Origin of the sequence: Yersinia enterocolitica subsp. enterocolitica, from assembly GCF_901472495.1 — a bacterium.
In the GTDB taxonomy this organism is placed as follows: Bacteria; Pseudomonadota; Gammaproteobacteria; order Enterobacterales; family Enterobacteriaceae; genus Yersinia; species Yersinia enterocolitica.
The window spans coordinates 2,010,951-2,035,340 of record NZ_LR590469.1; the positions used below are offsets into that span (position 1 = coordinate 2,010,951).

Here is a 24,390-nt window from a genome sequence, read left to right on the forward strand (position 1 = left end):
CGGGCTAACAATAATTAGCGTAATCTATCACTGGCCAGTTTATAAACCTCACTACGTTCTCTTTTCCCTACCGCAACCACTGCAACTACCAAAATACCATCAATAACTTCATACACGAGGCGAAAACCAGAGGCACGTAATTTAATTTTGTAACCATTCTTGATCCCCCGCAGTCTGGCACTTTCAATATGGGGATTTTCACTGCATTTTTTTAATTTCTTGGCAAACTGCTGTTGTATCGTCTTATCCAGTTTGTGCCATTCCTTTAGCGCTTCGTCTCTGAATTTAACGATATAAGTCATAAATAGCTATCCAAATCAATATCATGAAGTGGTTGATTACGACGTTCATTCACCAGCCTGGCTAATTCATGATCATCAAGCGCTTCCATTATTTGCTCATAGAGTTCAGCGGGCACACAATAAAATACAGGTTGATTACGGTTCAGAATAGCAACAGGGAAACCTGCCCCAGCATTCACTGTCGCCATGGGATTTTTCTTCAGTTCACTTACGCTCGCGCTGGTATCTGTCAAAATAACACTTGGCATAACTACCTCAATAAGACCTGTTAACTGGTCTTATTATGCGAGTGGATATGCGATATAGCAATAAAAATGCTCTGTCGACGCACAGTCCACAGAGCATTTGATTCGGGTTCATGAGCGCTGCCAACAACCCTGCGGCTTCAAGTATCAAATAAATACCCAAAGTAATTGAAGTTGCAGGTAGGCGGCCAGCGAATGTATCCCGATGAGCTTACTCAAGTAAGTGATTCGGGTTCATGAGCGCAGCCAACAACCCTGCGGCTTTAAGTACGCAGGGGATTAGAAACCGGTCGGCACATCCTTCATATCCGGCAACTTATGGGCGATACCTTTGTGGCAATCGATGCAGGTTTTACCTTCTTCAATCGCTTTACTGTGCATTTTCGCCGCCACCGTTTTCTGAGCCGTGAAGTCCATATTGTCAAAATTATGGCAGTTGCGGCACTCTTGCGAACCATTGGCTTTCATCCGCGCCCACTCGTTTTCCGCCATCGTCAGGCGATGAGCCTCAAACTTCTGTGGTGTATCAATCAAACCAAAGGCCTTGGCATATAGCTCTTTACTGGCTTTGATTTTACGCAGCATTTTCGGCCCCCACTCATGGGGCACATGGCAATCCGGGCAGGTTGCCTTCACACCACTGCGGTTGCTGTAGTGGATGGTTCCCATGTATTCCTGATAAACGTTGTCTTTCATTTCATGGCAGCTAATACAGAATTTTTCAGTATTCGCCATTTCCATGCCGGTATTAAAACCGCCCCAGAAAATGATGCCACTGACAAAGCCAATCAGCAGTAACGTGCCGAGCGCCAGCCGGCTCGGCCGACGCCACCACTGCCATATTCGTTTAATCATGCCGGGCTTTTTAGTTTCATTCATTGTTTATTCTCACAATAGCCATCTCGCTTATTGACCAAAGCCAGGTGCTGGCTGGAAGCTATTACCGACAATCGGTGCTGCATCAGTTTGTGGCACATGGCATTGCAAGCAGAAGTAGCGACGTGGGGATACTTCACTCGATACCTTGCCATCGCGATCAATAAAGTGGGTTGGGCTAACACGAGGCGCACCCGTAGTACGATAATGTTCAACGCCATGACATTGCAGGCAACGGTTGGTATTTTTGCTGATTTGATAGCCATCAACACTATGTGGGATCAGTGGGGGTTGGTTAACATAGTTCAGCGCCATCCGCTGTTGCTGTTTGGGCATTTTCACCTTACCTTCTGCCGTACCAGAGACTTCCGGTGATTGGCTTAAATCCATCTCGACATTGCTGGCAGCGTTGACGACACCGGCTATCAGTAATACCGCCAGTAGCGATATCACTGATATTACCCGGCGATTGAATGCGTGAAACATCGTGTTATTCATTATTTTCTCCTGAGAACACCGTTCTTCCTGAACTGCGCGCTATTTTCTGGACTACGCGCTATCTTCTGAACTACGCGACAACTCGAGCCAATTTGACTGCACATTTCTTGAAGTCAGTTTCTTTGGATAACGGATCGGTAGCATCCAACGTCAGGTTATTCACCAACTGCGCAGCATCAAAGAACGGCATGTATACCAGCCCTTGTGGCGGACGGTTACGACCACGGGTTTCCACCAGCGAAATCACTTCGCCACGGCGTGAAATCACTTTCACTTTGTCACCGCGCCGTAAACCACGAGCTTTAGCATCCAATGGGTGAATGAAAAGCACCGCTTCAGGGAAAGCACGATGTAATTCAGGCACTCGGCGGGTCATGGAACCGGTATGCCAATGCTCTAGTACACGGCCAGTGGAGAGCCACAGGTCATACTCCTGATCCGGACTTTCCGCCGCCGGTTCATAAGGCAATGCAAATATCACGGCCTTACCATCCGGTTTGCCATAGAAACGCACGTCCTCACCTTTTGGCACGAAGGGATCAAAGCCTTCACGGTAACGCCACAGCGTTTCTTTACCATTCACCACCGGCCAGCGCAGGCCACGTTCCTGATGGTAGCGATCGAACGGCGCTAAGTCGTGACCATGACCACGGCCAAAATCGGCATACTCTTCAAACAGCCCTTTTTGAATGTAGAAGCCGAAATCACGCGCTTCATCATTCAATTGGTCAGCAGGAATTTCACTCAGTGGGTATTTATTCACCACATTATTGGCAAACAGCACGTCATACAGCGTCTTACCGCGATACTCCGGTTTCTTGTTAATCAGCTCATCAGGCCACACTTCTTCAACTTTGAAGCGCTTGGCAAACTCAACCATCTGCCATAAGTCAGATTTCGCTTCACCCGGCGCAGGCACTTGTTGACGCCAGAACTGGGTACGGCGCTCAGCATTGCCGTAAGCGCCCTCTTTCTCGACCCACATCGCGGTCGGTAAGATAAGGTCAGCGGCCAGGGCACTGATAGTGGGATAAGGGTCTGAAACGACAATAAAGTTACGCGGATCTCGCCAACCCGGCATGCGCTCTTCATTGATATTTGGCCCGGCCTGCATGTTGTTGTTACACATCACCCAGTAGGCATTAAGCGTGCCATCTTTCAGCGCACGATCTTGCGCTACAGCATGTAAACCCACTTTTTCCGGAATAGTGCCCGCGGGTAGTTGCCATTTGGTTTCGGCAATTTGGCGATGTTTTTCGTTAGTGACCACCATATCGGCAGGCAGGCGGTGGGAGAATGTCCCCACTTCACGGGCTGTACCACAAGCGGAAGGCTGGCCGGTCAGAGAGAAAGGCCCAGAACCCGGTTTAGAAATTTTGCCGGTTAACAGATGCAGGTTGTAGCACATGTTATTGGCCCAAACACCACGAGTGTGCTGGTTAAAGCCCATCGTCCAGTAAGACACCAGTTTCACTTTCGGATCAGCATACAACTGCGCCAGTGACTCTAATTGATCTTCCGGCACACCGCTCATTTTGGCGGTTTTTTCCAGCGTATATTCAGCCACAAAGGCTTTAAAATCATCAAAACTCATCGGTTCTGATGCATCACTACCGGGGTTTTTGGCCGCTTTCTCCAGTGGATGTGTTGGCCGTAGACCATAGCCAATATCCGTTGCACCACGGCGGAAGTTCACATGGCGATCCAGGAAGCCCTGATCAACGGCATTATTTTGAATAATGTAATTGGCGATGTAATTCATAATCACCAGATCGGTCTGTGGGGTAAAGACGATCGGGTTATCAGCCAGTTCAAAGCTGCGATGTTCAAAAGTAGACAGTACCGCAATTCTGACATGCTCATTCGTCAGGCGACGGCTGGTCATGCGTGACCACAAGATAGGGTGCATTTCCGCCATATTGGAGCCCCAGAGCACAAAGGCATCTGCTTCTTCAATATCATCATAACAACCCATTGGCTCATCCATACCGAAGGTACGCATAAAGCCCACCACGGAAGAAGCCATGCAATGACGCGCATTGGGATCAAGGTTGTTGGAGCGGAAACCGGCTTTCAGCAGTTTAGACGCCGCGTAACCCTCCCACACCGTCCACTGGCCGGAGCCAAACATGCCTACAGCGGTCGGGCCTTTTTCTTTCAGTGCATTTTTGAACTTCAGCTCCATGATATCAAAGGCTTTCTCCCAACTGATCGGAGTGAAATCACCTTCTTTATCATACTGGCCGTCTTTCATCCGCAGCAGCGGCTGAGTCAGGCGGTCTTTGCCGTACATGATTTTAGGCAGGAAATAGCCTTTCACGCAGTTCAACCCACGATTGACCGGTGAGTCTGGGTCACCCTGAGATGCCACGATACGGCCATTTTGCGTGCCAACCAAAACACCGCAGCCAGTACCACAGAATCGGCAAGGCGCTTTATCCCATTTGATTGCGTTTGTTGTCTCACCCACAACCGCCTTGGCGACGGTGGGTATGGTCAATCCGGCTGCGGCTGCCGCAGCAACTGCGGCATTGGCCTTCATAAAATCCCGGCGACTGAGTTTCATGGCATTTCCTCACCTTGGCTTTCCTGCTGGTGATAAACCAGCGATACAGCCAGCACACCATCCAGATTGCGTGCTGACTCAATATAATTCAGGAGCACGTCTGAGCGCGCTGCCTGCATAACCACCACCAATTTACCCAGAGCGGTATCACTGGTGGGTATTTCTGTGCCCGGAATCGCCAGCAGGCTGTCGATAAGTGGCGCTATTCGCGCAGGCTTGGCTTGTATCACCAATCCACAGACATGCCATTCTTTATCGTCCATCTTCACTCCGGGTAAGGGTTACTGCTTGGACGGGGCAACTGGGTACACAGGCACCACAGCCGGTACAAGCAGGAAGGTCTAATTCGGGCTGAGCAATGCCGTTTAGGCGCGGACGGAATTTTATCGCCCGCGTTTCACAACTATCCTGACAACTGCGGCATTCAATATTGTGAAAAGGTAAACAGCGGTCAGAGATATTGATTTTCAGCGACCAGGCGGGTTGCGCCGTTGAGGTAAAAACACCCACTTCACAGGCCAGCACACAGGCTTGACAGAAGCTGCACTCGGCACGCTGAAAATCTATTTCGGGAAATCCGCCACTGCCAGCAACCAATACGCCAGTTTCACAAGCGGCAACACAGTTTTGGCAACGGGTACAACCAGCAATAAAATCACTTTCACTAACCGACCAAGGTGGCCGAATAGCCGAGGGCTGCTGTTTACCTGCTTGCCAAAAACCAGTCAGCAATTTACGCCGCGATAAATCAGTCATACTGATATCCTTAACATCTACTGGCGCGCCCGCGTGTACTTTAGGAGAGTGTTCATTTAAAGCTCGGTGAGTCACACCAAAGCAATGATAATAATTCTTATTTGTATTATTAGAGAATTCCCCAGTGTCTAGCTATTAAATACAGAATAATGAGTAATAAAATAATTACTCTTTAGAGTTAATCGTTGGTAGATATTGAGCAAGATCAATTAATTTAGTGGTTATTTGCGTGGTTTCTCACGGTTAAATCTATTTGCGTTATTACTTTTTTTATATAACGATTTGTTTAATGAGAATGGCTATCAAAAAGAAATGATATTTTGGTGATTATTCTTTAGATAAACTGGCGCGGTTAAATGAATTTGGCCGAAGTTTTGAGGTACACTTAACGCGTGGTTCAACTAACTATGATGGATAACATGGTTGGCCAAATTAATGCCGCCAAATAATCCACGTTCAACAGCCAGACATTTAATGCTATCGGTTACAGGGACATTACTTATCATGACCAAAAGCCACACTATAATGATCGTTGACGATCATCCCCTCATGCGCCGTGGGATCAAGCAGTTACTTGAGCTGGATAGCAACTTTGATGTGGTTGCTGAAGCCAATTGCGGCAGTGATGCCATTATTGAAGCGGCCAAGTGCCAGCCAGATGTCATTCTGCTTGACCTAAATATGAAAGGCATGTCTGGGCTGGATACATTGAAAGCTTTGCGTAATGAAGGTATTGATGCGCGAATTATTGTTTTGACCGTCTCAGATGCGCGCAGTGATGTCTACGCCATGATTGATGCAGGCGCAGATGGTTATCTGCTTAAAGACAGTGAACCTGAAATATTACTGGAAAATATCCGTCTGGCTTCAAAGGGTGAGAATGTATTCAGTGATGCAGTCACACAATATTTATCCTCGCGAGATGAACAGGTTAATCCATTCTCTGAATTAACCGAGCGAGAATTAGATGTTCTGCAAGAAGTCGCGCGGGGAATGTCCAATAAACAAGTCGCGTTTGAGTTACACATTTCAGAAGAAACCGTGAAAGTGCATATCCGCAATTTATTACGGAAACTGAATGTCCGCTCACGCGTTGCGGCAACCATCATGTATTTAGAAAATAAACAATATTAATAACCACCCTATTATTTAATAGCAGCCAAGTTATTCGATTATTCAATGGCTGCTAAAATAAAATTATGGTTATCGTCTATCCATTTTTTATTCAGCGGCCCCCAACTGTCTAACCGATAATATCCCGCATTATTGCGCACACCATCCTGTACAAATGTCATGGTGATGCCCAAACCGGGCAGCGCTTTCAGCACATCCTGTAATGTTCGCCGTGGCCAGCCAGTCAATTCCATCAAGCGCGGTACATTCAGCGACTCCCCCCGGCTTATCAACCAGCAAAGGTAAAGACGACGGGCAAATACCGGATTAAGTTCCATAACATCCTCCAAGGTTGGATAATTACTCATAGTCTACTTGATGCCAGAAAAAATACCTGTTTATACCCGTCATACTTCAAGCTACATGTGCGTTGGCTGCCTTCGTTACTCGGCCCATCCATGAGCCTCGCCTCTTCGAGGCCACTGCAAACAGCGTTCAAATCGGTTCCCGACCGATTTGTCACCCCAGTCACTTACTCATGTAAGCTCCTGGGGACTCGCTCAGTTGCCGCCTTCCTACAACTCGAATTATTTAGGGTATATGACTATTTTCGCCATCAAGGTGAATTAACTCGTTTTTTACGATGTTATTTACAGCTTCTCCATATTTTCTTCACGTTTTCTTCAGCATTCCCGCGTAAAGTGCAGCGTGGATTCTGCTGTATTTAACCCGAGAGGCTGGCACTGCATGGCTAATTTTTTCATCGACCGCCCAATATTTGCTTGGGTATTGGCGATAATTTTGTGTCTGACTGGCGCATTGGCAATCTCAACACTGCCGGTTGAGCAATACCCTAATCTGGCACCGCCCAATGTGCGCATTAGTGCATCCTACCCCGGAGCCTCGGCACAAACACTGGAAAATACGGTCACGCAGGTCATAGAACAAAGTATGACCGGTCTGGATAATCTGCTGTATATGTCATCACAAAGCAGTAACTCCGGCAGTGCATCAATAACCCTGACTTTTCAGGCTGGAACCAATCCTAACGAAGCTATGCAGCAGGTACAAAACCAGTTGCAGTCCGCTATCAAAAAGTTGCCGCAAGATGTACAGCAGCAAGGTGTTTCAGTGTCTAAATCAGGGGATAATACCCTGATGATGGTGGCGTTTGTTTCCACTGATGGCAGCATGGATAAACAAGATATTGCCGACTATGTCGCCAGTAACCTGCAAGACCCACTCAGCCGTATTGAAGGGGTGGGCAGCATTGATGCTTTCGGCTCTCAATATGCGATGCGTATTTGGCTTGATCCTAATAAACTCAATAATTATCAACTTACTACCCAAGATATTGTGACTGCAATCCAGTCACAAAACAGCCAGATAGCCGTGGGGCAATTGGGCGGAACACCTTCAGTCGATAATCAGGCGCTCAATGCCACGATTAATGCCCAATCCCAATTACAAACCCCAGAACAATTCAGAGAAATCACGCTGCGAGTCAACCAAGATGGCTCACTGGTGACACTCGGTGATGTAGCAAAAATTGAGATGGGCGCCGAAAAATATGATTACCTGAGCCGTTTTAATGGTCAGCCCGCCTCGGGGATGAGCATCAAACTGGCCTCAGGCGCTAATGAACTGCAAACGGATGAATTAGTCAAAGCGCGTATCGCAGAACTGACCCCATTCTTCCCACACGGCCTCGAAGCAAAAATTGCCTACGAAACCACCCCCTTTGTGAAAGCCTCCATTAAAGACGTGGTCAAAACACTGCTGGAAGCCATTTTGCTGGTTTTCCTGGTGATGTATCTGTTCTTACAAAACTTCCGCGCCACCCTGATTCCGACGATTGCCGTTCCGGTAGTGCTATTGGGCACCTTCGCGATACTGTCGGCATTCGGATTCAGCATTAATACCTTAACCATGTTTGCCATCGTGCTAGCCATCGGTTTACTCGTCGATGATGCCATTGTCGTGGTGGAAAATGTGGAGCGTGTGATGAGTGAGGAAGGGCTTGATCCACGAGAAGCTACGCGCAAATCCATGAGCCAAATTCAGGGCGCGCTGGTGGGGATTGCTCTGGTACTGTCGGCGGTATTTATTCCGATGGCTTTCTTCGGTGGCACCACCGGGGCTATTTACCGCCAGTTCTCTATTACTATCGTATCCGCGATGGTGCTTTCAGTGCTGGTGGCATTGATTTTGACCCCAGCACTTTGCGCCACCATGCTCAAGCCGATCAAACCGGGGCATCATCATGCCAAACGCGGCTTCTTTGGCTGGTTTAACCGCATGTTTGACCGCAATGCTCACCGCTATGAGCGGGGCGTAGCGCAGGTTTTACATCACAGCGTGCGTTATATGCTGCTGTATTTATTGCTTTTGGGTGGGCTGGCGCTGCTGTTTATCAAGTTACCAACCTCATTCCTGCCACTGGAAGACCGCGGTGTCTTTATGGCTCAGGTACAACTTCCTGTCGGCTCTACTCAGCAGCAGACACTCAGAGTGGTTGAGAAAGTCGAGAATTACTTCCTGACGGCAGAGAAAAATAATGTGCTGTCGGTGTTCTCCACCGTAGGGTCAGGCCCCGGTGGTAATGGTCAAAACGTCGCGCGCCTGTTCATCAGACTGTCTGACTGGGAACAGCGAAAAGACAGTAATGATTCGTCATTTGCCATCATTGAACGCGCCACCAAAGTGTTTAACAAAATCGCCGAGGCCAAAGTCTCGGTCAGTAGCCCACCGGCCATTTCAGGTTTGGGCGGTTCGTCAGGTTTTGATATGGAATTACAAGATCACGGCGGTTTAGGCCATGACAAACTGATGGCGGCGCGCGACCAATTATTACAGATGGCATCTCAGGATCCGGCGCTAACACGCGTGCGTCATAACGGGCTGGATGATAGCCCGCAATTACAGATAGATATTGATCAGCGCAAAGCACAAGCGCTGGGGGTGTCCTTGGATGATATTAACAACACGCTAAAAACGGCCTGGGGTTCAACTTACGTTAACGACTTTGTTGATCGTGGGCGGGTGAAGAAAGTGTATGTTCAATCTGAAGCTACCGCACGTATGTTGCCAGAAGACGTTAACAAATGGTATGTGCGTAATAAAAACGGCGGCATGGTACCTTTCTCTGCCTTTTCAACCACTCGCTGGGAGTATGGTTCGCCACGACTGGAGCGCTATAACGGCTATTCTGCTTTGGAAATCGTCGGTGAAGCGGCTCCGGGCGTCAGTACCGGTACCGCTATGGATGTAATGGAGGGATTAGTCAAACAACTGCCTAATGGATTTGGCCTGGAATGGACGGGAATGTCCTATCAGGAACGGCTATCTGGCTCACAAGCCCCTGCCCTCTACGCCATTTCACTGTTAGTCGTATTCTTATGTCTGGCAGCATTATATGAAAGTTGGTCAATACCCTTCTCAGTGATGCTGGTTGTGCCACTCGGGGTGATTGGGGCGGTTGCCGCAACTTGGATGCGGGGCTTGGAAAATGACGTCTATTTCCAGGTCGGATTACTAACCATCATTGGGCTATCAGCCAAAAATGCTATCTTGATAGTCGAGTTTGCCAGTGAATTAAACAATAAAGGCAAAGATTTGGTTGAAGCCACACTTGAAGCCTCTCGCCTGCGGCTACGGCCCATTCTGATGACCTCTTTGGCGTTTATCTTTGGTGTATTGCCTATGGCCATCAGTCAAGGGGCTGGCTCTGGTAGCCAACATGCAGTGGGTACCGGTGTGATGGGAGGGATGATTTCAGCTACCGTGCTGGCTATTTTCTTCGTGCCACTGTTCTTTGTCCTGGTACGACGCCGCTTCCCCGGCAGGCCAGCACACACGAAAAATAGTGATACTCAGTAAAGCAGCAAAGGATACTGGCGGTACGTAAAAAAGGTGATATTAACGATTAATGTCACCTCAGACTGTTGACGCCCGCCAACGACTCGATCTTGCAAGGTGAGAACTGGCAGAAGAGTAAAGCGTCCGCGCCAGGGAGGGGTTTACGGCGTCTTTACGATCTGCCTGTTTTCACCGTTACGGGCACTTTGTCATTAACCTCGAATAATAAGCCAATATATTAATTATATTTTAATAAGTAATTAAAAGTTAAATAAAAAAGCAGCGCTATATATTTATAGTTATATCTTGACCATCTTGAAATCATCATCCATATTTATTTTTCCCGTCATACTTCGGGAATAAAAACACAGCATAACATTAACCTCAAAAGAGTCAGGAGATATAACTATGGGTATTCTCGGCTTATTGCCAAACAAAGTTGATGAAGATGAGTCTATTGAAAACAATGAACACCTTACTTGTTTAACAGAAAAGGAGTTGGCTGAACTGGAAAGCTAATAGCATCATAATTAAGGGGGCTTAGGCCTCCTTAATTAATTGTTAACAGGAGATAAATTAATGGAATTACCCTATGAGCGTGAAATTACATTAGCTGAAGCAAAAAAACGAATTCTGGCTGAATTTCAAGATAATGCCATCACTCCTCACATAGAAAATATTGGTCTACATATCATTACAACCACATGTGATATTTATGATCAAAATAATAATTTACTCAGCCAAGGTGTGGGCAAAGGTATTGATGGCGCGGCACTAACTGGTGCTTTTTATGAAGCATTTGAACATTATATTTCAACAAATCACCAAAAATTCGGCGAAATGACATTATGCAAAACCAATAAACTGCAACATACGTTAGGCGGTACTGATTTCGTTAGAGATGTGCTACAAACTCAACCCAATAAAAAAATTGCTTGTCGCCATTATAGTAATATCACTGGCGATATTTCGATTTATTATCCAGCCGCTTTTTCAACGCCGGATTACGCAGATTGTCCTGTTGCAGGAGATAATTTCGATTATCAGGTATTACGCCGCTATTCCAGTAACAGTGGCACCGCTATTGGTTCTTCTTTTCAGGAAGCGACGCTGCATGCTGCAAATGAAAGTATTGAGCGTGAAGATTTATCGCAATTTTTGATTAATTACTTTTATCAAGATAACAAAAAAGCATTACGCCTGGTTAATCCTGATTCGCTACAAGAAGAACTTCACACTTTATGGTTAAATGCTCAGGCCGAAATAGCAGACCACATTACAGTACTCGAAATCAGCCAATCTTCAAGTTGTCGGACATTCATCGCTTTCGGCCATAAAATCTGCCAGGCAGTACATTTATTTGGCGCAGGAACCTCCCTCTCTCCTTATTACGCCATATCCCGGGCAATAACCGAACTGATCCAGTTTCACTCTATTGTCACCCGATTCCCTTACCTCATTGAGACACAAAAACATTCTTTACGGCGATTAGCACAGTGGCCAAAACTACAGCGCAGCTGTGAAGCTTATTTACCCGGATTATTAACGGATAGAACCTTACATAGTGTCGATATTCCAGAAGATAGCCCCATTGCGCCAGTAATTGAGCAATTATTGCAGGTAGAGCGGGAGTTAAACATGCGAGGGTACCAATTGCTGGTCAATATACTCTATCAAAGTACTTCTGGCTGTACTGTCGTCAATGTGTTGGTTCCTGGCTTTGAGCGTTTCTTTCTTATTAATAGCGGCAACATTGTGGTGCCTTGGATGGGCTATCAATATCAAAACAGCTAGTGATAATTGGCTGAGAGTAAAAGCGATAGATAACCAATAAAAAAGGCAGGAACAATGACGTTTCTGCCTTTCTGCGGACGATAACCCGCCCCTGGATATGTATTAATAAAACAACAAAAGATAACAACTCTTACTGCCGGTTTATTCGCTTATGCCTTACGCAGCATAGCATCGATAAACTCTTTCCACGTACCTAACTCAAAATCAACCATAACTTCCTCTCTAATTATCGCGGTCAATTATACGCCTGTTTTTTGAACAGTCAAAATTGGAATCCATTTAAATTAATGTGGAAATGAGATCTGCTTCAGAGATATTGAATTTGGTCTTTTGACTGTGTTTCTCAGGCGGTGAGCACTTTACTTGCCTGTTGGTTGATTCCGGAGTAGCGTGCTCAGATATATAGGGTAAATGCCGCTTTTGACACAACCCATTATTGGCAAAATGCAGAGTAAACCATGAAACACTCTATTGATTCGCTGAAAGAGTTGGGCCGTTACGATGATGCAGTGGCAATGGCGCAAAATTTACTGCGCAGCGACCCAGACAACGCCATCCTGCTGTATAAGATTGCCTCTCTTTATGATGTGCAGGGGCTAGAGTTGCAAGCGATCCCCTTCTATCGTGCGGCTATCGAGCATAATTTGGCGGGAAAAGAGCTACAGGAAGCCTATCTTGGGCTAGGTAGCACTTACCGGGCGCTGGGGCTATATCAAGAATCATTAAATACATTTGACGCGGCGTTAGTTCGTTTTCCACAAGCAAAAGAGATAACCTTGTTTCGAGCCATGACATTGTACAATCTGGGTGAAACCAAAGAAGCGGTCGCAACATTATTGATATTGCTGGCTGAAACCTCAAATCATCAACATATCAGCCTCTACCAAAAAGCTATTCGCCAATATGCCACTGACCTTGACCGAATTGGCTAAATCCCTCGACTGACGTGTGTATTTACGCGCTAAACACCCCATAGCCATCTGGATTCAAACCCCATTTTCCCGCATTATGGGCAAACCAGGCAGCCATATCAGTGACTAGCCTTGTATTTATCCTGCATAATCGCGCCATTCTAGCCGAGGTATTATTTTTCCATGTCAGATAACCCAGCAACCCCATTATTGTGCCTTTATGGCATTAAAAATTGTGACACCATAAAAAAGGCCCGCCGCTGGCTGGAAGAACAAAACATTGCCTATCAGTTTCACGATTATCGAGTGGATGGATTGAGTGACGAACACCTGCAAGGTTTTATCGATAAACTGGGTTGGGAGCCATTACTGAACACTCGCGGGACAACTTGGCGTAAATTGCCACCAGCCCAGCGCGATGCCATTACTGATGCACAATCGGCCAAACTGCTGATGCTGGAACAACCTGCTATCATCAAGCGCCCGCTGTTGGAAGCGGCCAATGGTGAGCTGCTGCTGGGTTTCAAAATTGAAGTTTATCAACAATTTATTCAGCAACATCTTCAAAAAGTGACTCATAACCAAAACGCTATTGAGGTGCAATAACATGATCTGTCCGGTAATCGACCTGGCCCAACAATTAATTAAACGCCCGTCGCTCAGCCCTAATGATGCAGGTTGCCAGGAGATCATGATTCAGCGTTTAGAAGCTATCGGTTTTACTGTCGAACCGATGAATTTTGGCGACACTCTCAACTTCTGGGCCTGGCGTGGCGAAGGCGAGACATTGGCGTTTGCTGGTCATACCGATGTGGTTCCTACCGGCGATGAAAGCCATTGGTGCAGCCCACCGTTTGAGCCAACCATTCGCGATGGCATGCTGTATGGCCGGGGTGCTGCCGACATGAAAGGTTCACTGGCGGCGATGGTGGTTGCGGCGGAGCGCTTTGTGGCCGCACATCCTAATCATAAAGGTCGCCTGGCATTTATGATTACCTCCGATGAAGAAGCCAAAGCTATTAATGGCACCGTTAAAGTGGTTAACGCCCTGATGGCGCGTCATGAGCGACTGGATTACTGCCTGGTGGGTGAGCCATCCAGTACCGACCGCGTCGGCGATGTGGTGAAAAATGGTCGCCGAGGCTCTGTCACCGCTAACTTACATATCCACGGTATCCAAGGGCATGTGGCTTATCCTCATCTGGCTGATAACCCCGTTCACCGTGCGATACCCGCGCTGAATGAACTGGTGACGACACAATGGGACGAAGGCAATGAGTTCTTCCCCGCCACCAGCATGCAAATCGCTAACTTGCATGCCGGTACTGGCAGCAATAACGTGATTCCCGGTGAGTTCTATGTGCAGTTCAATTTCCGCTTCAGCACTGAACTGACTGATAGCATGATTAAGCAGCGGGTTGAGGCATTGCTGGAGCGTCATCAACTCGATTACACCCTGGAATGGGTTCTATCTGGTCAGCCATTCCTGACTGCGCGTGGTGCGTTGGTTGATGCTGTGGTCAATGCCGTTGAGCATTACGCCGAGATAACGCCGCAACTGTTGACCACCGGTGGCACCTCTGATGGCCGGTTTATTGCCTTAATGGGGGCACAAGTGGTTGAACTAGGGCCAGTTAATGCCACAATCCATAAAGTGAATGAATGTGTTCACGCTGCTGATTTACAACTGCTAAGCCGGATGTATCAGAAAATCATGGAGCAACTCATCGCATGACAGCTAATACATTGACCCCACAGATGATTACCGGGCGCTCAACGGAACATTTAGTGGTGTTAACCGGTAATCACCGCATGCAGCCACAGGCTGTTGATGCCTTTCTCGCCATGCAACGGGCAGCTAAAGTGGCTGGTTTTGATTTGCAGCCAGCCAGTACTTTTCGCGATTTTGACCGCCAATTGGCTATCTGGAATGGCAAATTTCGCGGTGAGCGACCAGTATTAGATAAAGACAGTCAACCGATAGACATTTCTCAGCTTGATGCAGCCAGCCGTTGTGAGGCTATTTTGCGTTGGTCCGCCTTGCCGGGGGCCAGCCGTCACCATTGGGGCAGTGATTTGGATATTTACGATCCATCACTGTTACCTTTGGAGGCAAAATTGCAACTGGAGCCGTGGGAATACCAACTGGGTGGGTATTTTTATCCGCTGACTCAATGGCTTGATACACATATGGCTGAGTTTGGCTTTTACCGGCCTTTTAGCGCAGATACCGGCGGCGTTGCTGCTGAACCTTGGCACCTGAGTTACCGCCCTCTGGCGACAACTGCGGAGTATTTACTGACACCTGCCATCTTGCTGGAAGCCTGGCAATCACAGGATGTGGCGGGTAGTGAGTGGCTTACTGGTCATTTACCCATGATTTTTTCACGATTCATAACGATACCTAATAGATTTCAAGCTGCAACTAACACATAGCAATTTGAAAGATGACAGGTAAAGGAATTTAACCATGCATTGGCTCGCAGATTACTGGTGGGTAGTTTTAATCATACTTGTCGGCATGATCTTAAACGGTATCAAAGAGTTACGCCGCCTTGATCATAAGAAATTTTTGAGCAATAAGCCGGAGATCCCGCCCCATCGCGACAATAATGCGCAGTGGGATGATGACGACGACTGGCCGGATAAAGACAAGAAAAAGTAAATGGGAGGGAGCACAGCTTCCCCTGATTAATTTCCCGCTAGATCTTGATGCAAATGAGTAATCGCTCGCGCCAACATGGGTTGATTAATGCCATGTCCGGTATTGGTATCCAGATCCAATGTCACCGAACATCCCAACGCCGTTAAGCTATTCGCTGCGGCTTTGGCCTGTTCTACCGAGATAACGCCATCCTGTTCCCCATGAATCAGATGAATGATGACGTCAGCAATAGGCTGCTGTGGCAAAGTGGCGAAACGCCCACTGAACCCAACGACCTGCCCAGCCAACTGCGGCTGCGCTTTCACGCCTTCCAATGACATAATAGTGCCCTGCGAGAATCCCACTAATGTCGTCTGCGCTGCGCTAAGCCCACTTTGTTGCTGCCAGTGACGCACCGTAGCAATAAATTCGGGCATCACTTCATCAATACGCCCTTGCCGGCCCTGCTCGGTGATCCCCTGAACGGAAAACCACTGCCGCCCATTGCCCATACTGCTGGAAAATGGCCCATCAATACTGACCACCAACGCCTGTGGGAAAGCTTGAGCAAAATGGCTACCGACCGGTGCCATCCCAGCAGCACTATCGCCAACACCATGAAATAACAAAATTAATTGCTCAGGTTGTGCCGGTTGCTGCACCACAATATGTTTCTGATTCATCACGAGACCTTTAGTATCAAAATAATAATAGGATTAACTATAGGCTGCTGGTTTAAAAAGGATATTGGGTTTTATTGAGGGAGTTATTGGAAATTATTGATGTTAACTAAAAAATTGCCCACCGGTTTTAGCTCCGCCATCGCTTCGGCAGCCTCTTGACGCCACTTGGTCACCAATGCTTTGCGCCCTGAAAGGCCCAGCTGATGAACAATTTCCGCTGTCGTACGCCCCTGCTGTAAATATTGTCGTAAGGCGGGAAGAGGAGCTTTTATTTGCAACGCTTTATCTTGCAACAATAGTCGCTGCAACGCAGGCAAGCTCGCCTCTAATGGGCGCAAAGCAAACGCAAACCCAGCAAGCTCACGCCAGTCATCATCATTTAAGGTAATATCAGGTTGTTCAGGTGGGAATAACGATACCGGCGTTTCGAGGCCAATCCATTGCTGCAACCAATACCAATCCCGCACTAATTGCTGGCGTGCCGCCTCACAGAGCATGTCCCCGGCGCGACTCAGGGGTAACACAGCCATTGCTGCGTAACAGCCGCTACTGGCTTCTTTATGACTCCCAATACGCACCAGATGAAAGCCGCAAGCATGCCAAAAACACGCTAATTCTACCGTATAGCCAAAACTGACCGAAAGAAAGTCCAGCCCTTCGCCCTGCGCCCGAGCTTGTTCGGCGGCAATCATCTGCCGGGCAATCCCTTGCTGTCGCCATAATGGTGCTACCGCGACTCGACTAATTCGTCTGGATAATAAGATTGGTGCTTGCCATTGGCCGCTGTGGGCCGCCAGTGATTGCGCCACCAAACTGCCTTTGGGTCGTCGTTGGCCAGCCCAAACCGCATGAGCTAATGCGCTCGCCAACCCACCTTCATCCACCAGCCACAAAGCACCGACCACTGAATCAGCAACCTTTGCGGCTGAAAAATGCATACCGGGCGCATCCATCAAACGACGTAAATCAAGTGGTGTGGTGCGATAATGAGCACTGGAAAGCAAACCATAAAAGTGCCGCAATAACTCGGAGTTACTCAACCAATTAGACTGTTCACAGACAGTAATACCGATGGATGCCGTGGCTGATCCTGTCGGCGACAATTTATCATTTATCCGATCATCATCGAACAGCATAATATCGTCGATAATCTGCTCCAGCGGATCATGGCTGGCCCAGCGAATAGGCTCTGTCAGTGTTATATGATGCCAGTCACTTAAGGTCGCGCAAAACTTCAATAAGAAGCCACGTCCAGTGCCTTCATAGCCCTGTACAGTCGTGGTTAATAAAGCCCGAGGAAAGTAAGCCAAAAGCGCCGATAGCAACGCCGTTGGGATAGCTGCAGCCTCATCAACCAATAACCAGTCAACATCACTGACATCATGTTGCTGGCAATATTCCAGCAGTGCATCTGGCGCCCAAAAACGCGCGCGATCCCCTGCTCGCTGACTTAATACTTGAGTGGCGGCCTTGCCCGGCCCAGTAACCCAACAATGGCCCGCAGACTGTGCCACCAGCATACCGGCAAGTGTCGACTTACCCCGCCCGCGTGCTGCGGTTAGTACCCAAACCCCCTGCCTGCCCTGCATCAAGCGTTGAAGAATCGCCTGCTGTTCCGTGGTGGGGGTGCCGTCTGGCGGCTGCCAGTTTGGGCGAGCAGCAAACTGCGGCACAGGCGGCAACTGACCCTGCTGCCACAAAAACACATCGGGAGAGGCCAGAAGTTGGCGCTGCATATGGTAGATAAAATTCGGCGTCGAGATAGGGGCACTCTGTTCACTCCAGCGCAGACTGTCACTGTCTGGTAACAGTGCCCAATCGTCCCACGCGGGCACCAATAACAGTAGCCAACTTCCTGCCCTTAATACCCCTGCTAACACCGCCAGCGCTTCGGTATTCAGGCCATCGGTGGCATCGAATACACCGTGTAACCCCTCCTGCCCCAATAAGGTTTTGGCCGCCGTCGGTAGAATGCCATTAGCACCAGGGGGGAAATTATCCCCCACCCACAGCCAATCGCCGGGTAGTTGTTCACTCAGATGTATCGCCTGCTGCCGCGCCCAATCAGCATCGCCACTGAGCACCAGCAAGCGCCGATGCCCCTGCTGTGCCATCAACGCCTGACTAGCAATAATCCCATTGATCACGCTAGGATTTACCAATAACCAGTGAGAGCAAACCCGCCGCAATCAATGGCCCGACCGGGACACCGCGGAATAAGGCAACCCCCAATACGGTTCCCACCAATAACCCCGCCACCACCGACGGTTGGTGTGTCATCAGTGATACGCCCCGCCCACCGAGCCAGGAAACCGCGACCCCAACCACAATAGCTAAAATCGATTTCCACTGGACAAAGGAGTGCAACACTTCGCTGGCACTGATTTTTCCACTGGCAATCGGCGTCATTACCCCAATAGTCAGAATCAAGATACCAATGGTTAACCCATATTTTTCTATCCAGGGAAAAAACTGATTCAGAGGGGTAATACGCACCGCGATTAATGTCAGAATAGCGAGTGTGACAGTCATGTTGTGGCTAATAATACCGAGTCCTGCCAGCACTAAGAGAATTAATAAAGTTGGATCAAGAGCGGCCATCGTTATTCCGCCTTACCATAAATGTTATTCTGCCTTACCATAAGGGTATTCCTGCCTTGCAATAAAATGCCGGCGGCGAATGCACCGGCAAAAAGTCTTCTTATGATAGTCTCTGCTTACTTGAGGTTCTAGCGCTATTAGCGGGTGGCAAAGGTGTTGCAGCTATTCGGGTCGCCACTGTCGAACCCCCGTTTAAACCAGGTATAACGTTGCGCCGAAGTGCCATGGGTAAAGCTATCCGGTACCACACGCCCCTGGCGCTGTTGTTGTAATCTGTCATCACCAATGGCCTGTGCGGCATTCAGTGCTTCTTGTAAGTCACCAATTTCCAACACATTTTGCTTTTCCATAGCTTTACCCCAGACGCCGGCAAAACAGTCCGCCTGCAATTCCATTTTGACCGATAGGCGATTGGCTTCCGCCTCAGATGCGCCTTGCTGCTGTTGGCGCACTTTAGTATCGATCCCCATCAAATGCTGTACATGGTGCCCAACTTCATGGGCAATCACATAGGCTTGAGCAAAGTCGCCATCTGCGCCGAGTTTATTTTTCATATCTTCATAGAAAGATAAATCGATATAAACCGTGCTGTCTGCCGGGCAATAGAATGGCCCCATCACCGACTGGCCGGTACCACAGCCGGTGCGCGTTGCACCGCGGTACATCACTAACTTCGGCTCTTTGTAGGTTGCCCCCATTTTTTGAAAAATGGGTTTCCAGGTGTCTTCGGTATCGGCCAACACCACCGAGGTAAACTTGGCATATTGGTCATCTTGGGCGCTGACAGAGCCTTGTGAACGTGGCTGAGTCTGGGTTTGAGACAGCGGATCAGCGCCGTTTAACAGCGGCGTCAAATCAACCCCGTAGTAGCCCGCCACCAGCACCACAATCAGGATAACCAGCCCCCCTTTGCCACCAATAGGGGGACGAAAACCGCCACCACCGCCAGATGAATTTCCCCGTCTGTCTTCTACATTGTCACTTTCGCGACGACCTTGCCAACGCATAGCGATACTCCCAGATATTTTCCTTACATATTATCGTAAGAAATCTGTTTAGCTAATACCATTAAAAGCTTAAATGATTGGTGCTATTCGGGGAATTTGGCATTCAAATACATGCTCAAAGTACTTAGCGGTACAATCAGGTGGCAGGTGGCAAGTGAGAGACAAATCTGTCTGGAGCCTACCTGAATGCGGTTTGCAGCGGCCTCGCAGCAGAAATGGGCCGAGTGGTGAGCATAGCTAACAACGCAGTGGCATTGAGTAAGAACAATGAGGGGAGATAGCAGCTATCTCCCCTGTGCCAGACAAACGTAATCGATTGCGTGGTTAGGCTAATTTTACGCCGATACGGTGTGCAACTTCTTCGTAGGCTTCAATCAAACCACCCAGGCTTTGGCGGTAACGGTCTTTATCCATTTTGTTTAGGGTTTTCTTATCCCACAAGCGGCTGCCATCGGGTGAGAACTCATCGCCCAACACCACTTCACCGTTGAACAGGCCGAATTCCAATTTGAAATCCACCAGGATTAAACCTGCGTCATCAAACAGTTTGCTTAGCACGTCATTAGCCAAATAGCTCAGTTCTTTCATCCGTGCTAATTGTGCTTCTGTCGCCCAGCCAAAAGTCTTGCAGTAAGACTCATTAACCATCGGATCATGCATGGCATCGTTTTTCAAAAACAAATCAAACAACGGTGGATTCAGCTCCAGACCTTCTTCAATCCCCAAACGCTTGACCAAAGAACCCGCAGCACGGTTACGGATAACACACTCAACCGGGATCATTTCCAGTTTTTTCACCAGCACTTCGGTGTCAGACAGTAAGCTTTCCATCTGGGTAGGAATACCGGCTTCTTCTAATTTAGCCATAATGAAATGGTTAAATTTGTTGTTTACCATGCCTTTACGATCGAACTGCTCAATGCGCTGACCATCCAGTGCTGACGTATCATTACGGAACTCCAATACCAATAGGTCAGGGTTTTCGGTGGTATAGACGGTCTTCGCCTTGCCACGATACAACTCAGCTAGCTTTTGCATCTTAATTACTCCAGTAATGTGAAAATATAACTCGCCATAAAATGACTAAACCCTAAATAATTCGAGTTGCAGGAAGGCGGCAAGCGAGTGACAAATTGGTTGTAAACCATTTTGAACCGCGCCTGCACTGGCCCGTAGGGTGAGCCTCTGATGAAGCTCATCATCCCGATGAGCTTACTATTTCTTAAGGTCAAGACCAGTCAGTGACTCGGGTGATTGAACGTAGCCAACGCATATGCAGCTTGAAGTATGACGGGTTTAAAGGGGCCGAAGCCCCTTTGGTTTTATTGAGTACTTATAGCACTAGTCTAGCTAAGCGCTGCCTGGAACACCGCGACCAGGGCATCATTCTGCGACTGAGTCAGCGTTTGCCCTTTAGGCCCGATGAACTGTAAGCTACTGCGGTTATCAAGGTCACCGACTTGCAGCTTATAATCACCGGTTGGCAATTCTGGGTCTTTGGCACCCAAGGCATCCCAACTACTGCTGCTCATCGATTTAACTGTGACGTTAATCGTACCCAGTGGACGGCTGCGATCCGTAACTTTCATGCCCACTTTTTCAAGTGCATTTGGCAGACGTTCCCACAGTACCGCATACGGCGCACGCACAATCAGTTGCGGTAAGCCGGTATCATCGCTGCCACTCTGGACATCAAGAGCACCAGCTGTACGTGCCGCCTGATTGTTTTCGCTATCAGAACGCACCTTATCCAGACCTTCGATAATGGCATTCAGCATGGCACCATTGTAGCGCTGGATTTCGGTATAGCTGGTAACCGGCTTGCCACCTTGTTGTAACTCAAGGGATTTCACCACCAGGGCCAACTGATAACCTTGCTCTTGCACACTTATCTGATAACGCCCTTCAAATTGGACGTCTTCATCTGCACGATTCCATTTAACCCAGTCAGTTGTCAGGGTCTGGCTGGCATCCTGGCGGCTGGCGATTGCCCAGTTTTTATCCTGTAGCACGCGGGTGACTTGCGCCCACAAGTTACGATTTTGCGGGCTATTTTCTAACAATAGCTTGCTGGTATCGTTAGCATTTTCAGCGCGAGAACCGCTTAACAATGCCAGTGGCTGAACGGGAGGACGAATATCCAACTGTTTGCCCACAGCGCCTTGTGTGTTGACAGAGCGGACATCATACTCACCATTTTGCACTGGCAGAATCATCCCTGCCGGCGAATTCAGTGGCTTCAACCCTGGAGCTTCAAGATAAGACTCGTCACCGCCAACCTGGCGTTTGTAGCGTTGGTCAGTGGTACAGCCTGCCAGCAACATCGCCAGCGAAACCCCCACAACCGTTACCACCGTCGACTTTTGCAATGTTATTGCCATCAAATTTCCCTAAGAGTTACAGCAAACCTGCGCTTTTCAGCGCGTCTTCCACAACCCGTTTAGCTGGGTCAGTCAGTGGGGTCATTGGCAGACGCAGAGTGTCATTCGCCATTAATCCCAGCTTCTTCGCAGCCCATTTCACCGGAATTGGGTTTGCTTCTACAAATAAATGCTGATGCAACGGCATCAAGCGCTGATTCAAACGGCGTGCCTCTGCAAAGTTACCCTGTGCAGCCAGCGCGCAAAGTTCAACCATTTCGCGCGCAGCAATGTTGGCTGTCACCGAAATAACACCTTGGCCACCTAACTGCATAAAGTCTAAACCGCTCGCATCGTCACCACTGAGCAGGATGAAATCTTCATCATCAACCAGCACTTGGATCTGACTTACCCGACTTAAGTTCCCTGTTGCTTCTTTAACAGCAACAATATTTTTAATCTTGGCTAAACGGGCAATGGTCGGCGGTAACATATCGCAACCGGTACGCGAGGGCACATTATAGAGGATTTGTGGTAAATCGGTACTTTCAGCAATCGCTTTGAAGTGCTGATATAACCCTTCCTGCATTGGGCGGTTATAATATGGCGTCACCGTCAGGCAACCAACCACACCGGTATCATTAAAGCGCTGCGTGAGCGAAATAGCTTCGGAGGTGGCATTAGCACCGGTTCCGGCAATCACAGGAATCCGGCCATCGGCCAGTTCGAGCGTCTGCAAGACAACATCAACATGCTCGTCATGGTTCAACGTCGCAGATTCACCCGTCGTGCCTACGGAGACAATCGCCGCAGTTCCACTGGCTACATGATAATCGATAAGTTTCTTAAGACTCGCACGATCGACATTACCTTTGTCGTCCATCGGCGTGATCAGCGCAACTATGCTTCCTGTAAACATCGGACTTCCCGTAAACATTGCCCACCCCCTCCATAAACAAGTTACTCATGGTACTTTTGACCTCTATCCAAAAGCAAGCAAACAACTGTGTTGTAAGCGCTTGGCAGCAGGTTTTTTTTATGTTTACCATGGTAACCCCAAAGAGCATGACAGGAAGAGCGATTTTGCCGCAGCTTGATGAACATTATCTGGTCATTACCGCACTCGGTGCTGACCGCCCTGGAATCGTGAATACTATCACCCGCCATGTCAGTAGCTGCGGTTGTAATATTGAAGATAGCCGGCTGGCCATGTTTGGTGAAGAGTTCACTTTTATTATGCTGCTTTCCGGCAGTTGGAACGCCATAACCTTACTGGAATCGACTTTGCCGCAAAAAGGGGCCGAGCTTGATTTGCTGATTGTGATGAAACGCACCAATGCACAAAATCAGAAAGCCATGCCTGCCACTGTCTGGGTGAAAGTCGAAGTGAATGACTCCCCTCATATTATTGAACGGTTTACCAATCTGTTCCATTGTCACAATATGAATATCGCAGAGTTGGTTTCCAAAACTCAACCAGCCGAAGGTGACATTCCTCCCCGGTTGCATATTCAGATAAGTGCGCACAGCCCTGCTAGCCAAAACAGTTCGATAATCGAACACGCTTTTTATCAGCTATGTACAGAACTCAACGCACAAGGCAGTATTAGCGTTGTGAACTATCCACAGCATGACTCACGAATGGAGAGTTAGTAATGAGCCCATTGAAAGCCGGTGATATAGCGCCGAAGTTTAGTTTGCCCGACCAAGATGGCGAGCAAATTAGTTTGGCCGACTTCCAGGGACAACGTGTCTTGGTCTATTTCTATCCTAAAGCCATGACGCCTGGCTGTACTGTTCAGGCCTGTGGTCTGCGCGATAATATGGATGAATTGAAAAAAGCAGGGGTCGAAGTGCTGGGTATTAGCACTGACAAACCTGAAAAGCTGTCACGTTTCGCCGAAAAAGAGCTACTGAACTTTACTTTACTTTCTGATGAAAATCATGAAGTTGCAGAGCAATTTGGCGTCTGGGGCGAGAAAAGCTTTATGGGAAAAACCTATGACGGTATCCATAGGATCAGTTTCTTGATTGGCACTGATGGCAAGGTGGAGCATGTGTTTGATAATTTCAAAACTACCAACCACCACGAAATCGTTATGGACTATTTGCGCCAAAGTGCTTGAGTGATTAGTTAGCCAGAAGAGCAAAAAAAGAGCGCTCAAACGCTCTTTTT

At 48.2% G+C, this 24,390-nt stretch carries 26 protein-coding genes; 10 read left to right on the plus strand and 16 right to left on the minus strand.

Annotation, left to right across the window (positions count from 1 at the left end):
* Nucleotides 1-14 precede the first annotated feature (14 nt).
* The 7 genes from FGL26_RS09535 to napF form a co-directional block, all read right to left on the minus strand.
* Nucleotides 15-302 (minus strand): type II toxin-antitoxin system RelE family toxin, encoded by a 288-nt coding sequence (locus FGL26_RS09535; protein ID WP_005172322.1) that lies wholly within the window; start codon nucleotides 300-302, stop codon nucleotides 15-17.
* A complete protein-coding gene (locus tag FGL26_RS09540; protein WP_005172325.1) occupies nucleotides 299-550 on the minus strand; it encodes a type II toxin-antitoxin system Phd/YefM family antitoxin in 252 nt (83 codons plus the stop codon). The genes FGL26_RS09535 and FGL26_RS09540 overlap by 4 nt, the downstream gene beginning before the upstream one ends.
* 276 nt (nucleotides 551-826) lie before the next feature.
* Nucleotides 827-1,426 (minus strand): cytochrome c-type protein NapC, encoded by a 600-nt coding sequence (gene napC / locus FGL26_RS09545; RefSeq protein ID WP_005172326.1) that lies wholly within the window; start codon nucleotides 1,424-1,426, stop codon nucleotides 827-829.
* 27 nt (nucleotides 1,427-1,453) lie between these two features.
* A complete protein-coding gene (gene napB, locus FGL26_RS09550) occupies nucleotides 1,454-1,921 on the minus strand; it encodes a nitrate reductase cytochrome c-type subunit (protein ID WP_005165692.1) in 468 nt (155 codons plus the stop codon).
* 70 nt (nucleotides 1,922-1,991) lie between these two features.
* A complete protein-coding gene (gene napA, locus FGL26_RS09555; RefSeq protein ID WP_011815828.1) occupies nucleotides 1,992-4,487 on the minus strand; it encodes a nitrate reductase catalytic subunit NapA in 2,496 nt (831 codons plus the stop codon).
* Nucleotides 4,484-4,750 (minus strand): chaperone NapD, encoded by a 267-nt coding sequence (napD, locus tag FGL26_RS09560; RefSeq protein WP_005165688.1) that lies wholly within the window; start codon nucleotides 4,748-4,750, stop codon nucleotides 4,484-4,486. The genes napA and napD overlap by 4 nt, the downstream gene beginning before the upstream one ends.
* Entirely contained in the window at nucleotides 4,740-5,243 is a 504-nt protein-coding gene (gene napF, locus FGL26_RS09565; protein WP_005172332.1) for a ferredoxin-type protein NapF, read from the minus strand. The genes napD and napF overlap by 11 nt, the downstream gene beginning before the upstream one ends.
* 504 nt (nucleotides 5,244-5,747) lie before the next feature.
* On the opposite strand from napF, the gene FGL26_RS09570 reads away from it, so the two are divergent.
* The gene (locus FGL26_RS09570; protein WP_005165685.1) at nucleotides 5,748-6,377 is read left to right on the plus strand and encodes a response regulator; all 630 of its coding nucleotides are present in this window, start codon (nucleotides 5,748-5,750) and stop codon (nucleotides 6,375-6,377) included.
* A gap of 38 nt (nucleotides 6,378-6,415) precedes the next feature.
* Here FGL26_RS09570 and FGL26_RS09575 read toward each other — a convergent pair whose 3' ends face one another.
* The gene (locus tag FGL26_RS09575) at nucleotides 6,416-6,694 is read right to left on the minus strand and encodes a winged helix-turn-helix domain-containing protein (protein ID WP_005165683.1); all 279 of its coding nucleotides are present in this window, start codon (nucleotides 6,692-6,694) and stop codon (nucleotides 6,416-6,418) included.
* 409 nt (nucleotides 6,695-7,103) lie between these two features.
* On the opposite strand from FGL26_RS09575, the gene acrD reads away from it, so the two are divergent.
* On the plus strand, nucleotides 7,104-10,235 hold the full coding sequence (gene acrD / locus FGL26_RS09580) for a multidrug efflux RND transporter permease AcrD (protein ID WP_005172336.1): 3,132 nt from the start codon (nucleotides 7,104-7,106) through the stop codon (nucleotides 10,233-10,235).
* 558 nt (nucleotides 10,236-10,793) lie between these two features.
* A complete protein-coding gene (locus tag FGL26_RS09585; RefSeq protein ID WP_032908584.1) occupies nucleotides 10,794-12,008 on the plus strand; it encodes a YcaO-like family protein in 1,215 nt (404 codons plus the stop codon).
* A 149-nt stretch (nucleotides 12,009-12,157) separates the two neighbouring features.
* Here FGL26_RS09585 and ypfM read toward each other — a convergent pair whose 3' ends face one another.
* A complete protein-coding gene (gene ypfM / locus FGL26_RS22015; protein ID WP_138060276.1) occupies nucleotides 12,158-12,220 on the minus strand; it encodes a protein YpfM in 63 nt (20 codons plus the stop codon).
* Between the two features lie 246 nt (nucleotides 12,221-12,466).
* Here ypfM and FGL26_RS09595 point away from each other — a divergent pair, with 246 nt between their 5' ends.
* The 5 genes from FGL26_RS09595 (at nucleotide 12,467) to FGL26_RS09615 (ending at nucleotide 15,584) form a co-directional block, all read left to right on the plus strand.
* Nucleotides 12,467-12,940 carry a tetratricopeptide repeat protein gene (locus FGL26_RS09595; protein WP_032908585.1) on the plus strand — a complete coding sequence of 158 codons (474 nt, stop codon included), beginning with the start codon at nucleotides 12,467-12,469 and terminating at the stop codon, nucleotides 12,938-12,940.
* A 162-nt stretch (nucleotides 12,941-13,102) separates the two neighbouring features.
* Nucleotides 13,103-13,525, plus strand: coding sequence for an ArsC family reductase (locus FGL26_RS09600; RefSeq protein ID WP_005172345.1), 423 nt, complete (start codon nucleotides 13,103-13,105; stop codon nucleotides 13,523-13,525).
* Between the two features lies 1 nt (nucleotide 13,526).
* Nucleotides 13,527-14,654, plus strand: a complete 1,128-nt coding sequence (gene dapE, locus FGL26_RS09605) for a succinyl-diaminopimelate desuccinylase (RefSeq protein ID WP_005172348.1) — start codon at nucleotides 13,527-13,529, stop codon at nucleotides 14,652-14,654.
* Nucleotides 14,651-15,355, plus strand: a complete 705-nt coding sequence (locus tag FGL26_RS09610; RefSeq protein WP_005172351.1) for a M15 family metallopeptidase — start codon at nucleotides 14,651-14,653, stop codon at nucleotides 15,353-15,355. The genes dapE and FGL26_RS09610 overlap by 4 nt, the downstream gene beginning before the upstream one ends.
* A gap of 34 nt (nucleotides 15,356-15,389) precedes the next feature.
* Entirely contained in the window at nucleotides 15,390-15,584 is a 195-nt protein-coding gene (locus tag FGL26_RS09615; RefSeq protein ID WP_005172354.1) for a YpfN family protein, read from the plus strand.
* Between the two features lie 26 nt (nucleotides 15,585-15,610).
* Here FGL26_RS09615 and ypfH read toward each other — a convergent pair whose 3' ends face one another.
* From ypfH to dapA, 7 genes are all read right to left on the minus strand, one after another.
* Nucleotides 15,611-16,246 carry an esterase gene (ypfH, locus tag FGL26_RS09620; protein WP_005172356.1) on the minus strand — a complete coding sequence of 212 codons (636 nt, stop codon included), beginning with the start codon at nucleotides 16,244-16,246 and terminating at the stop codon, nucleotides 15,611-15,613.
* 83 nt (nucleotides 16,247-16,329) lie between these two features.
* Nucleotides 16,330-18,393: a tRNA(Met) cytidine acetyltransferase TmcA gene (locus tag FGL26_RS09625; RefSeq protein WP_005172359.1), complete on the minus strand. Its 2,064-nt coding sequence runs from the start codon at nucleotides 18,391-18,393 to the stop codon at nucleotides 16,330-16,332.
* Between the two features lies 1 nt (nucleotide 18,394).
* Nucleotides 18,395-18,847, minus strand: a complete 453-nt coding sequence (locus FGL26_RS09630; RefSeq protein WP_005172363.1) for a DUF441 domain-containing protein — start codon at nucleotides 18,845-18,847, stop codon at nucleotides 18,395-18,397.
* A 137-nt stretch (nucleotides 18,848-18,984) separates the two neighbouring features.
* On the minus strand, nucleotides 18,985-19,854 hold the full coding sequence (gene ypfJ / locus FGL26_RS09635; RefSeq protein WP_005172365.1) for a KPN_02809 family neutral zinc metallopeptidase: 870 nt from the start codon (nucleotides 19,852-19,854) through the stop codon (nucleotides 18,985-18,987).
* A gap of 324 nt (nucleotides 19,855-20,178) precedes the next feature.
* Entirely contained in the window at nucleotides 20,179-20,892 is a 714-nt protein-coding gene (gene purC / locus FGL26_RS09640) for a phosphoribosylaminoimidazolesuccinocarboxamide synthase (RefSeq protein WP_005172366.1), read from the minus strand.
* A gap of 308 nt (nucleotides 20,893-21,200) precedes the next feature.
* Nucleotides 21,201-22,235 (minus strand): outer membrane protein assembly factor BamC, encoded by a 1,035-nt coding sequence (bamC, locus tag FGL26_RS09645; RefSeq protein ID WP_138060231.1) that lies wholly within the window; start codon nucleotides 22,233-22,235, stop codon nucleotides 21,201-21,203.
* A 16-nt stretch (nucleotides 22,236-22,251) separates the two neighbouring features.
* Nucleotides 22,252-23,133, minus strand: a complete 882-nt coding sequence (gene dapA, locus FGL26_RS09650) for a 4-hydroxy-tetrahydrodipicolinate synthase (protein ID WP_005172368.1) — start codon at nucleotides 23,131-23,133, stop codon at nucleotides 22,252-22,254.
* Between the two features lie 164 nt (nucleotides 23,134-23,297).
* Here dapA and FGL26_RS09655 point away from each other — a divergent pair, with 164 nt between their 5' ends.
* Together FGL26_RS09655 and bcp are read left to right on the plus strand one after the other, a co-directional pair.
* The gene (locus FGL26_RS09655) at nucleotides 23,298-23,867 is read left to right on the plus strand and encodes a glycine cleavage system transcriptional repressor (protein WP_005162088.1); all 570 of its coding nucleotides are present in this window, start codon (nucleotides 23,298-23,300) and stop codon (nucleotides 23,865-23,867) included.
* 2 nt (nucleotides 23,868-23,869) lie between these two features.
* Nucleotides 23,870-24,340, plus strand: a complete 471-nt coding sequence (gene bcp, locus FGL26_RS09660) for a thioredoxin-dependent thiol peroxidase (protein WP_005172369.1) — start codon at nucleotides 23,870-23,872, stop codon at nucleotides 24,338-24,340.
* Nucleotides 24,341-24,390 lie beyond the last annotated feature (50 nt).

Excerpts from the sequence above, each read along its gene's own strand:
- FGL26_RS09570 (WP_005165685.1), top strand. The coding sequence starts at position 5,748 with ATGACCAAAAGCCACACTATAATGATCGTTGACGATCATCCCCTCATG.
- ypfJ (WP_005172365.1), bottom strand. The coding sequence starts at position 19,854 with ATGCGTTGGCAAGGTCGTCGCGAAAGTGACAATGTAGAAGACAGACGG.
- FGL26_RS09535 (WP_005172322.1), bottom strand. The coding sequence starts at position 302 with ATGACTTATATCGTTAAATTCAGAGACGAAGCGCTAAAGGAATGGCAC.
- FGL26_RS09600 (WP_005172345.1), top strand. The coding sequence starts at position 13,103 with ATGTCAGATAACCCAGCAACCCCATTATTGTGCCTTTATGGCATTAAA.
- ypfH (WP_005172356.1), bottom strand. The coding sequence starts at position 16,246 with ATGAATCAGAAACATATTGTGGTGCAGCAACCGGCACAACCTGAGCAA.
- napF (WP_005172332.1), bottom strand. The coding sequence starts at position 5,243 with ATGACTGATTTATCGCGGCGTAAATTGCTGACTGGTTTTTGGCAAGCA.
- napD (WP_005165688.1), bottom strand. The coding sequence starts at position 4,750 with ATGGACGATAAAGAATGGCATGTCTGTGGATTGGTGATACAAGCCAAG.
- napC (WP_005172326.1), bottom strand. The coding sequence starts at position 1,426 with ATGAATGAAACTAAAAAGCCCGGCATGATTAAACGAATATGGCAGTGG.
- FGL26_RS09630 (WP_005172363.1), bottom strand. The coding sequence starts at position 18,847 with ATGGCCGCTCTTGATCCAACTTTATTAATTCTCTTAGTGCTGGCAGGA.
- FGL26_RS09610 (WP_005172351.1), top strand. The coding sequence starts at position 14,651 with ATGACAGCTAATACATTGACCCCACAGATGATTACCGGGCGCTCAACG.
- FGL26_RS09540 (WP_005172325.1), bottom strand. The coding sequence starts at position 550 with ATGCCAAGTGTTATTTTGACAGATACCAGCGCGAGCGTAAGTGAACTG.
- dapA (WP_005172368.1), bottom strand. The coding sequence starts at position 23,133 with ATGTTTACAGGAAGCATAGTTGCGCTGATCACGCCGATGGACGACAAA.
- FGL26_RS09595 (WP_032908585.1), top strand. The coding sequence starts at position 12,467 with ATGAAACACTCTATTGATTCGCTGAAAGAGTTGGGCCGTTACGATGAT.
- dapE (WP_005172348.1), top strand. The coding sequence starts at position 13,527 with ATGATCTGTCCGGTAATCGACCTGGCCCAACAATTAATTAAACGCCCG.
- FGL26_RS09575 (WP_005165683.1), bottom strand. The coding sequence starts at position 6,694 with ATGGAACTTAATCCGGTATTTGCCCGTCGTCTTTACCTTTGCTGGTTG.
- bcp (WP_005172369.1), top strand. The coding sequence starts at position 23,870 with ATGAGCCCATTGAAAGCCGGTGATATAGCGCCGAAGTTTAGTTTGCCC.
- purC (WP_005172366.1), bottom strand. The coding sequence starts at position 20,892 with ATGCAAAAGCTAGCTGAGTTGTATCGTGGCAAGGCGAAGACCGTCTAT.
- napA (WP_011815828.1), bottom strand. The coding sequence starts at position 4,487 with ATGAAACTCAGTCGCCGGGATTTTATGAAGGCCAATGCCGCAGTTGCT.
- acrD (WP_005172336.1), top strand. The coding sequence starts at position 7,104 with ATGGCTAATTTTTTCATCGACCGCCCAATATTTGCTTGGGTATTGGCG.
- bamC (WP_138060231.1), bottom strand. The coding sequence starts at position 22,235 with ATGGCAATAACATTGCAAAAGTCGACGGTGGTAACGGTTGTGGGGGTT.
- napB (WP_005165692.1), bottom strand. The coding sequence starts at position 1,921 with ATGAATAACACGATGTTTCACGCATTCAATCGCCGGGTAATATCAGTG.
- FGL26_RS09615 (WP_005172354.1), top strand. The coding sequence starts at position 15,390 with ATGCATTGGCTCGCAGATTACTGGTGGGTAGTTTTAATCATACTTGTC.
- FGL26_RS09585 (WP_032908584.1), top strand. The coding sequence starts at position 10,794 with ATGGAATTACCCTATGAGCGTGAAATTACATTAGCTGAAGCAAAAAAA.